Genomic DNA, 9,441 nt, shown 5'->3' with positions numbered 1-9,441 from the left:
GGCTATGACGAGGGCGGCGTGCTGACCGAGGCCGTGCGGCGCAGGCCCTATCAGGTGATCCTGTTCGACGAGGTCGAAAAGGCGCATCCCGACGTCTTCAACGTGCTGTTGCAGGTGCTGGACGACGGCGTGCTGACCGATGGGCAGGGGCGGCGCGTGGATTTCAAGCAGACGCTGATCATCCTGACCTCGAATCTCGGTTCCCAGGCGCTGTCGCATCTGCCCGAGGAGGCGGATTCGACCGATGCCCGCCATCAGGTGATGGAGGCCGTGCGGGGTCATTTCCGCCCCGAATTCCTGAACCGTCTGGACGAGATCATCATCTTCCGCCGCCTGTCGCGGGCAAACATGGACGGCATCGTCAGCATCCAGCTGATGCGGCTGGAACATCGCCTGGCGCAGCGCAAGATCACGCTGGATCTGGATCAGGACGCACGGCAATGGCTGGCCGATCAGGGCTATGATCCGGTCTTCGGCGCCCGCCCGCTGAAAAGGGTGATCCAGCGGGCCTTGCAGGATCCGCTGGCGGAACTGCTGCTGTCGGGCGAGGTGCTGGACGGCCAGACGGTGCATGTCGGCGCGGGCGATGAGGGGCTGATCGTCGGCAACCGCGTCGGCCGCGCCGGCCCGAAGCTGGGCGCTGTGGGCGAAGGTCCGAAGCCCGACGCAACCTTGCATTGAAGAAGAGGGCCGCGAAAACCTTTCGCGGCCCTTTTTCGGTTCTCGATCCGGATCTGTCCTCTCTGCCGGGCGCGCTATCTCAGCGCGGCCATGATCCAGTCCTGGACATGCGGCACGGCGCGCGGATGGGTCAGGAATTCCGCGACCGACATCATCCGCCATTCCTGGCCCTCGTCGCCGAAGCGGATCGCCTCGATCTCGGCCGGCACCAGCCGCCCGGCGAACAGCCATGACACCATGTCGGGGCGCTGATGCGATCGGAAGACATGCGCCGACAGGCGTTCTGACGCCAGGCGCAGCCCGAACTCCTCGAACAATTCGCGCAAGGCGCAATCCACCGGCCGCTCGGCACCCTCGCGGCCGCCGCCGGGCAGATCCCAATGCGCTGGGAAGGGGATATGGGCGAAATCGTCGCGCAGGCAGGTCAGCAACCGCCTGCTCTCCATCAGCAGCAGTTTCGCACCGTGAAACGGCGCTTCTTCGTTGCCCAAATACCCGTGGGACGCGGCCCCCCGCGCCGTCATTCGTTGATGTCTCGATCCCACCGGCGGACCTGACCCCGATTGCTCCCGGCGACCCGGCGCAGGATCAGCCAGATCACGCCCGACAGGATCGCCGTCACCACCAGCGTCACCGCCAGACCGGCCCCCCACAACCCGGTCAACAGCAGGATCCCCATCAGCCCGACCGAGGCCGCAAGCCCCATGAACACCCAGCCCGGCGCGAACAGTTCCAGCGCCGCCAGAGCCAGCGCCGCGATCAGCCACAGCCATCCGTTCAGCCAGCTCAAGACGAATGTCCCCGAAGCTGGCTGAAGGCATCCTTGAACGCATCCAGCGCCGCCGCCGGCAACAGGACCACCTGCTTGCCGCTGCCCTGTCCGACCTGCACCAAAGCCTCGACCTGCTTCATCGCCACCTGATATTGCGCGGCCTCCAGCCCCTTGCTGGAAATCGCCTCGGCGATGATCGAGGTCGCATAGGCTTCGGCGTCGGCCATGACGCGGCGCGCCTTGGCCTGTTGCTCGGCCGCATAAAGCGCGCCGTCGGCGGCCAGTTCGACCGCCCGGCGTTTGCCCTCGGCCTCGGTCACCTGCGCGCGACGGGCGCGTTCCGCATTCAATTGTTGCAGCATCGCGGCGCGGGTGGCGTCGTCCAGATTGACGTCCAGGATCTCGGCCCGCGTCACTTCGATCCCCCAATCATCGACGACATTGGCCAGCGAATCGCGAATTCGTTCGATCAGCTGGGCGCGGTTCGACTGGACCTGATCCAGTTCCATGGTGCCGATCTCGGAGCGGACGATACCCGTGACCGTGGTGGCGATGGCAGCATCGATGTCGCGGATGCGGTAGACGGTCTTTTCGGGTTCGATGATGCGGTAGAAGACCGAAGTCTCGACCTCGACCAGAACGTTGTCCGCGGTGATGGCATCCTGCCTGCTGGTGGGCAATTGCCGTTCCAGGATCGAGATCCTGTGCGCCACCCGGTCCAGAAACGGCATGATGATGTTGATCCCCGGCCCCAGGACCGAGCGCAGCCTGCCAAACCGTTCGACCACGAATTTCTCGGATTGCGGCACGATCCTGACGGCCGCGCTGACGGCCAGCAGGATCACCAGCGCCAGCACGATCAGCGCCAGGTTGCGTCCCGGAAGATCGCTCAGCGCCTGCGGCAGATTGTCCATCCCCATCCCCCCTATTCGGCCGCGATCCGCGCGCCGGTTCCGTCCGCGTCGTCGATCACGGCCAGCTTGCGGATCACCCTGCCCAGTCTTTCGGCAAAGCGGTCGAAATCAGGCAGCGGCGTCAGGGACTTCTCGTCCATGTACAGCGCTCGATCGATCTCGATCTGGACGACATGGACGTTCCGGCCGGGCCGACCATAGGCCGAGCAGATATAGGCCCCCGAGAAGGGGGAATTGCGGCGGATGCGCCAACCCTCGGCCTCGAAGGCGGCGGCGACGATATCCGAGACGCGGGCCGAGGCCGACAGCCCGTGGCGATTTCCCAGCACCATGTCGGGCCGCGGGCCCTGAAGGTGGCTCAGCGCGTCATGCGGCATGGAATGCATGTCGATCAGGATCGCCTGCCCGAAGGTCGTCCGCGCCTCGGCGATCAGCCCGGCCAGCATGGCATGATAGGGCCGCCAGCAGGCGGCGATGCGGCGCTCGGCCTCGGCCCGGTCGATCGGGCGGTCGTGGATCGTGCGGCCCTGCGACACGACACGCGGAATCACCCCCAGACCGGCCAATGTGCGCTGGTTCAGCGGGTGCCGGGGCACGCCGCGCACGACCAGCGGATCGATCTCGTCGGCGCCGCGATTGAGATCGACGATGCAGCGCGGCACCTTGGCCGCCAGCGTCACCGCGCCATGATCGCTGGCGCAGGCGGTCAGGCGGTCCATGAACGCATCCTCGGACGAACGCAGGACGGGAATCGGCAATCTGGTGCCCGCAAGAAACCATTCGGGATAGTCGCGGCCCGAATGAGGCGAGGCCATGATGACGCCGCTGGCCCAGCGTGCGGGCCTGACAAGCGAAAAGGGCAGATCGGACAGGCTCAATTGCTGGTTCCGGGCTCTGTTTGATCCTGCCAATATAGACCGAAGAATGTTGCGCCAATAGGCCTTGAATCCGTCGAAAGCCGCCTATATAGACACGCGGACCGAAGCGGTCGGGCCGAATCCCGAGGGGGTTGGGCCTGGGTGCCGAAGCACGGGCGGTTAGCTCAGCGGTAGAGCACTACGTTGACATCGTAGTGGCCACTGGTTCGATCCCAGTACCGCCCACCATTTTTTCGCCGCCCCCGGCCGCAACCGGGGGCATTTCGTTTTCCAGGGCGGCTCAGCAGCGCCGCGACGATGGAGAAGACCGATGAAGGTTCGCAACTCGCTCCGCTCGCTCAAGAGCCGGCACCGCGACTGCCAGGTCGTGCGCCGCAAGGGCCGCGTCTACGTGATCAACAAGACCAACCGCCGTTTCAAGGCTCGTCAGGGCTGAACCGGCGCCCTTGATCCGGGCGTCCCGGCAGATCGCCACGGAATCGAAATCACCCGCCCCCGGCGGGTTTTTTCTTGGCAAGCCGCCCGACATCGCCTGCCGGATCCGGTGCGCGCGGGCTGGGGGCGCAGTCACGAGGGGGCATCCGTGATCGAACGGTCCTTCAGTGACCGGGACACGCATTCCCGGGCGCTGTTTTCGGAATGCGGCGCCTATCGCTATGCGCTGACGCGCCGGTGGGGCAGGGGCAGGCGGCTGACCCTGGTGCTGCTGAACCCCTCGACCGCCGACGAACGCCGCAATGATCCCACCGTCGCCCGCTGCGAGGTTCGTGCCCGCGCGCTTGGCTTCGGGGCATTTCGCGTGACCAACCTGTTCGCCTTCCGCGCGACCGATCCCCGCGACCTGAAACGTGCCCTCGATCCTGTCGGTCCGGACAATGACGCGATCCTTGAACGATCCGCCGACTGGGCCGATACGGTGCTGTGCGGCTGGGGTCTGCACGGCGCGCATCTGGGGCGCGGACCCGCGGTCGAGGCACGCCTGCGGCAACGGGCGCGCGATCTGTGCCATCTGGGCCTGACCGGCACGGGCGCGCCGCGGCATCCGCTCTATGTCGCCTATCGCGTCATGCCGGTGCCGTGGCGTTAACGTATTCTTAAGAAAACGATTCCCTGCCGCGTGATCTGGGCTACACTTCATGCGTGTGTCCGCCTTGCGCGGTTTTTCGAGGTGTCGGCCGATGCTTATGCTTGCAGGTTTGATGGGGCTTCTGGTCGCCGGGATGAGCATCGACTTGTCTCCGCTTGGGCAGACGCAGGCGGATGACATGCCCGAAGACGATCTGCCCGAAGACGAGGCGGCGGGCGATTCCCTGCCGCCGATCATGCCACAGCCCGACATGCCGGACGAGGGCGACAGTGCCGGTTCCGAAACCGATGGCTTCATTTCCGATGTCAGCAGCCTGCCCGCCGATCTTGCGCCCGAGGCTGGCGCAGATCCCGCCGTTTCGGCCGGCACCGGCGCGGTTGCCGGCGATCCGGGCGATCCGGGCACGGCCGAAGAGACGCCGGAACAGATCCTGGCCGCGATCATCGGGACCGACAGGGCCGATGCGCTGATGGGCGGCGACGGTGCCGACAGCATCGACGGCCTGGGCGGCAGCGACGATTTGCGGGGCGGCCTGGGCGACGACACGATCAGGGGCGGGTCGGGCCAGGACTGGATTCAGGGTGACGCCGCCTATGGCCCCGGTGGCAACGACGAGATCCACGGCGGCTCCGGCGACGATTCGCTGGCCGGGCAGGGCGGCGACGACCTGATCTGGGGCGACGAGGGCGACGACACCATCCTGGGTGGTGCGGGCAGCGACAGCCTGTTCGGAGGCGCCGGCAATGACTGGATGTCGGGAAATGACGGCGACGACGTTCTGGTCTCGGGCGGCGGTTCGGACGATCTTGATGGTGGCGCCGGCAACGATCTTCTGATCGGTGGCGACGACGATGAAACCGCCTGGATTCACGGCGGTGACGGCGAAGACACGCTGATGCCGGGGGCCGGCGATTTCGCCGAGGGAAATGCCGGCGCCGACCAGTTCGTGCTGAAGCCGGTGGACGGCGATCTGCCGACCATCGCCGATTTCGACGGGACCGAGGATCGTATCATCCTGCATCTGCCCGAGGACATGACCCAAGGCGCCCAGATCCAGTTGGTGCAACACGACGACGGCACGACCCTGATCAATGTCAACGGCGACGCCGTCGCCCGGATGTTGCAGCTTGGCGGCCTGCGGGTCGAGGATATCGGCATCGTCCCCATTCGGGCCTGACGCGGACACGGTTTCCGCTTTCCAAGGGCGCGATTCTCTTTTATACGCGCGCCTTCGCTGGCGCTTCGTCGCTGGCGGACCTCCACGGGCCTGTGCTGGACGACATCCCGGCCTGCGCCATGAACCCGAACTTTTGAGAAGGAGACCCCGATGTCGATCACTGTCGAGGAAAAAGCCAAGGTCATCAAGGAATTTGGCACCAAGGCCGACGATACCGGATCGCCCGAGGTGCAGGTCGCGATCCTGACCTCGCGCATTTCCACCCTGACCGAGCATTTCAAGACGCACAAGAAGGACAACCACTCGCGTCGTGGCCTTCTGAAGCTGGTCGCGCAGCGCCGCAAGCTGCTGGACTATCTGAAGGGCAAGGACGAATCGCGCTATGCCGATCTGATCAAGCGTCTGGGTATCCGCCGCTGAGCCTGTCGCCTTGCGGCGAAGTTCCGAACGCCCGTCGCGAAAGCGGCGGGCGTCTTGGTTCGCGCTTGCCCGATCGCCAACGGGCGAAGGGTTTCCAGCGTTCAGCCGGTCGCCAGCCGCGTCATCCGGCCCTTGTTGGCGTGGCCGATCCGTTCGACTTCCTGCGCGATGGGCGGAAGCTCCAGATCGGACGCGTCCACGGGGGCCGACAGCAGGCCCAGAGCCGACAACCGGGCAAAGAGATCGGCGAAATCCAGCTCTGCCCAGCTTCTGTCGTCGGCCTTTCGCTTTCCCGGTCGGATCCAGTTCGCGCGGATCGCATCCACCACCTGCACCTTCGCACCCATCGCCACAAGCTGATCGACGATGTTGGCATGATCGGGGGCGCTGCGGCGTTTGATGATCGTGAAAGATTGCCCGGGATCGGTCACGAAACCTGCAAGATGAAACGCGGACCCGTCCGGCCCGATGATCTGTCTGGCGGCCCGGAACGTTGCGAATTGCTCTGTGATGGAATGCTGCTGGGGATGATAGATCTCGAATCCCTGCCGCTCCAGCAGCTGTTCCAGATGGAGCTCGGCCAGAATGCTGCCCGCCTTTTCCGGCAGCGCCGAACGTGAAAGATACAGGCGCTTGCGGCCCGTCATGTCGGACGGGACCGCGATCGCGCGCAGGAATTCGCGGAACTCGGGCGTTCCCGCCGCCATCGGCCCAAGGCCGAAGCCGGGGCCTGCGATCAGCAGATCCTCGAATTCTTCAGGCTCATGGACGATGCGGACGGGCAGATCGATATGCAGACATTTCAGCAGCAGGTCTTGATGGTCCGGCAGACGGTCCTGGCGCTTTCTGCCGGGATCCTTTGGCGAGAAGACGATCGACTGGACCCCGCTGTCCCGAACGGCCCAGAGCCGGGACAGGGATTCCGTCAGGAAATGCCCGAAATGGGAAAAGAGGGGACCGCCCCAAAGGTGGCGTCCCTGTGTCCTGTTCACCGCAGAAGGAGCCTGCGCCGCGTTCCCGCGATAGATCGAGCCGTTGCGATAGAGGGCGCCCTCGGGCACGTGGCGGCCATGATGATAGAGCGCCGCGTTGGAGGGATCGACGACGACATTGCGCAACCGCAGCACGGTGCGGGACCAGCCTGTTTCGCAGCGCGGCGGCGGCCATTTCCCCGAATCAGATATCATAGCCGAATCTGTCATAATCATCGCGGTAGAGATTGTGGAAAAGCCCGAGCGTCACCTTGTCCAGGCTGCCGGCTTCATATCGTCCCGCAAGGGTGTGAGCCATGCCCGCACCATGCGTGCTGGCGGACCATGCGTCCAGCCAGGCGATGAATTCGTCGAATCCGTCCTCCAGCCTGAAGACGCGGCACCATTGCGGAACGATGTGGGATTGGCTGCGGAAATGCCCGTCATATCGGTCATGCATGTCGGGTTTGAAGCCGGGAATGCGCCGGATCCAGTCGGCAAGGGACAGATCGGCGTCGATCTTGCCGCGATTGGACTGGTGGAAATGAAACGCGCTCGTGGCGCGGGCAAGAGGGTCGCGGACGAAGGCGAAACCCGCATCGAAGAAACCTTCGGGAAACAGACGTTCCAGTTGCGCCGCGGGCACGTGCTGGGGCGAGGTGCTGGTCCAGTTTCGTTGCCGGCCCGGAACGAAGCGACGATCCAGCAGCGCGGCCGGACCAAACCGCCGGGTCAGATAATTTTCGATGCTGGTGCCCGCGCATTTCGGAACATGCGCAAAATACAGCAGCTTTCCGGCATTCTGAAAGATCGGCATCGCAGTAATACTGATCGCCGGACGGGCGCCGTCAAGCCGTTCCTGCACGCTGCGATGGCCCTGTGGGGCGGGACGTCAGACATCTTTCCATTCTGCGTATTTTCCTGTACGTGCCACAAATCTGTGACGTGATACCCGGCTCCGGGGTGACGCCTGAGGATCGGGACGGCGGCAATGGGGCCGCCATAGGACAAGGCGCGGCCAGAGGGCTGGCGTGCCTATGAGGAAATCAGATGTTTGATGATGTGAAGAAATCGATCCAGTGGGGGCAGGATACCCTGACGCTGGAAACGGGCAAGGTCGCCCGTCAGGCCGATGGCAGCGTGATCGCCACCCTGGGCGAGACCAGCGTGATGGCCAATGTGACCTTCGCCAAGGAACCGAAGCCGGGACAGGACTTTTTCCCGCTGACGGTCCACTACCAGGAAAAATACTATGCCGCCGGCAAGGTGCCGGGCGGTTTCTTCAAGCGCGAGGCGCGCCCGACCGAGAAAGAGACGCTGACCGCGCGTCTGATCGACCGTCCCTGCCGACCGCTGTTCGCGCCGGGCTTCAAGCACGAAGTGCTGGTCATGTGCACCGTGCTGAGCCACGATCTGGTCAATGACCCCGACATCGTCGCGATGATCGCCGCCAGTGCCGCGCTGACGATCTCGGGCGTTCCGTTCATGGGCCCGATCGGCGCGGCGCGGGTCGGGTTCGTCGATGGCGAATATGTTCTGAACCCGGACGTCGAGGACATGCAGGGGCTGCGCGGCAACCCCGAGCAACGGCTGGATCTGATCGTGGCGGGCACCAAGGACGCCGTGATGATGGTCGAATCGGAAGCCTATGAGCTGACCGAGGACGAGATGCTGGGTGCGGTCAAATTCGGCCACGAGGCGATGCAGCCCGTGATCGACCTGATCGTCGATCTGGCCGAGGCCGCGGCGAAAGAGCCGTTCGACTTCCAGTCGCCCGATTACAGCGCGCTTTATGCCCGCGTGAAGTCGCTGGGCGAGGCTGACATGCGCGCGGCCTATGCGATCAAGGACAAGTCCGACCGCCAGGACGCGGTTGCTGCGGTCAAGGCGAAGGTCAGGGACGCTCTGTCGGATGAGGATCTGGAGGATCCGAATCTGGGCTCGGCGCTGAAAAAGCTGGAATCGGCCATCCTGCGCGGCGATATCATCAATGGCGGTGCCCGGATCGACGGCCGCGACACCAGGACGGTGCGCGCGATCGAAAGCGAAGTGGGCTTCCTGCCGCGGACGCATGGCTCGGCCCTGTTCACGCGCGGCGAAACCCAGGCGCTGGTGGTGACCACGCTGGGAACCGGCGACGACGAACAGATCATCGACGCCCTGCATGGCAATTTCCGCAGCAATTTCCTGCTGCACTACAATTTCCCGCCCTATTCGGTCGGCGAGGTCGGTCGCGTGTCCGGCCCCGGCCGGCGCGAGATCGGGCACGGCAAACTGGCCTGGCGCGCGTTGCAGGCGGTGCTGCCGGCGGCGACGGATTTCCCCTACACGATCCGGGTGGTCAGCGAGATCACCGAATCCAACGGCTCGTCCTCGATGGCGTCGGTCTGCGGCGGTTCGCTGTCGATGATGGATGCGGGTGTGCCGCTGAAGGCGCCGGTCGCCGGTGTCGCGATGGGCCTGATTCTGGAAGATGACGGCAAATATGCGGTCCTGACCGACATCCTGGGCGACGAGGATCACCTGGGCGACATGGACTTC

At 64.9% G+C, this 9,441-nt stretch carries 12 protein-coding genes and 1 tRNA gene; 7 read left to right on the top strand and 6 right to left on the bottom strand.

Annotated elements, in window-relative coordinates:
• On the top strand, nucleotides 1-681 hold a 681-nt coding region (locus tag B4L36_RS04360), incomplete at its 5' end, for an AAA family ATPase (protein WP_292952929.1).
• 74 nt (nucleotides 682-755) lie between these two features.
• On the opposite strand, the gene B4L36_RS04355 is transcribed toward B4L36_RS04360, so the two are convergent.
• Genes B4L36_RS04355 through B4L36_RS04340 form a run of 4 tightly spaced genes read right to left on the bottom strand, consistent with a single transcriptional unit; the run spans nucleotide 756 to nucleotide 3,245 of the window.
• Nucleotides 756-1,172: an NUDIX hydrolase gene (locus B4L36_RS04355; RefSeq protein WP_292952926.1), complete on the bottom strand. Its 417-nt coding sequence runs from the start codon at nucleotides 1,170-1,172 to the stop codon at nucleotides 756-758.
• Between the two features lie 29 nt (nucleotides 1,173-1,201).
• Nucleotides 1,202-1,471: a hypothetical protein gene (locus B4L36_RS04350; RefSeq protein ID WP_292952923.1), complete on the bottom strand. Its 270-nt coding sequence runs from the start codon at nucleotides 1,469-1,471 to the stop codon at nucleotides 1,202-1,204.
• Nucleotides 1,468-2,367, bottom strand: a complete 900-nt coding sequence (locus tag B4L36_RS04345; protein ID WP_292952920.1) for an SPFH domain-containing protein — start codon at nucleotides 2,365-2,367, stop codon at nucleotides 1,468-1,470. Before B4L36_RS04345 ends, B4L36_RS04350 begins: the two co-directional genes overlap by 4 nt.
• Before the next feature lie 11 nt (nucleotides 2,368-2,378).
• Nucleotides 2,379-3,245 carry an N-formylglutamate amidohydrolase gene (locus B4L36_RS04340; protein ID WP_292952917.1) on the bottom strand — a complete coding sequence of 289 codons (867 nt, stop codon included), beginning with the start codon at nucleotides 3,243-3,245 and terminating at the stop codon, nucleotides 2,379-2,381.
• Between the two features lie 153 nt (nucleotides 3,246-3,398).
• Here B4L36_RS04340 and B4L36_RS04335 point away from each other — a divergent pair.
• The 5 genes from B4L36_RS04335 (at nucleotide 3,399) to rpsO (ending at nucleotide 5,929) form a co-directional block, all read left to right on the top strand.
• Nucleotides 3,399-3,473, top strand: a tRNA-Val gene (locus tag B4L36_RS04335).
• 82 nt (nucleotides 3,474-3,555) lie between these two features.
• Nucleotides 3,556-3,681, top strand: a complete 126-nt coding sequence (ykgO, locus tag B4L36_RS04330; protein WP_119747228.1) for a type B 50S ribosomal protein L36 — start codon at nucleotides 3,556-3,558, stop codon at nucleotides 3,679-3,681.
• A gap of 147 nt (nucleotides 3,682-3,828) precedes the next feature.
• Nucleotides 3,829-4,332 (top strand): DUF1643 domain-containing protein, encoded by a 504-nt coding sequence (locus tag B4L36_RS04325; RefSeq protein WP_292952906.1) that lies wholly within the window; start codon nucleotides 3,829-3,831, stop codon nucleotides 4,330-4,332.
• A gap of 91 nt (nucleotides 4,333-4,423) precedes the next feature.
• The gene (locus B4L36_RS04320; protein WP_292952903.1) at nucleotides 4,424-5,509 is read left to right on the top strand and encodes a calcium-binding protein; all 1,086 of its coding nucleotides are present in this window, start codon (nucleotides 4,424-4,426) and stop codon (nucleotides 5,507-5,509) included.
• Nucleotides 5,510-5,659: 150 nt separating this feature from the next.
• A complete protein-coding gene (gene rpsO / locus B4L36_RS04315; RefSeq protein ID WP_292952900.1) occupies nucleotides 5,660-5,929 on the top strand; it encodes a 30S ribosomal protein S15 in 270 nt (89 codons plus the stop codon).
• A gap of 101 nt (nucleotides 5,930-6,030) precedes the next feature.
• On the opposite strand, the gene B4L36_RS04310 is transcribed toward rpsO, so the two are convergent.
• Together B4L36_RS04310 and B4L36_RS04305 are read right to left on the bottom strand one after the other, a co-directional pair.
• Nucleotides 6,031-7,056: a glycosyltransferase family 61 protein gene (locus B4L36_RS04310; protein ID WP_292952897.1), complete on the bottom strand. Its 1,026-nt coding sequence runs from the start codon at nucleotides 7,054-7,056 to the stop codon at nucleotides 6,031-6,033.
• A 49-nt stretch (nucleotides 7,057-7,105) separates the two neighbouring features.
• Complete coding sequence (locus tag B4L36_RS04305; RefSeq protein ID WP_292952894.1) at nucleotides 7,106-7,717, bottom strand: sulfotransferase family 2 domain-containing protein; 612 nt, start codon at nucleotides 7,715-7,717, stop codon at nucleotides 7,106-7,108.
• Between the two features lie 233 nt (nucleotides 7,718-7,950).
• Here B4L36_RS04305 and pnp point away from each other — a divergent pair.
• Nucleotides 7,951-9,441 (top strand): polyribonucleotide nucleotidyltransferase (gene pnp, locus B4L36_RS04300; RefSeq protein ID WP_292952891.1); only part of this gene is annotated, 1,491 nt, incomplete at its 3' end.

The organism is Paracoccus sp. UBA889, from assembly GCA_002294185.1.
In the GTDB taxonomy this organism is placed as follows: Bacteria; Pseudomonadota; Alphaproteobacteria; order Rhodobacterales; family Rhodobacteraceae; genus Paracoccus.
Note: the sequence above shows the minus strand (reverse complement) of the source record. Positions and strands in the feature narration are given on the sequence as shown.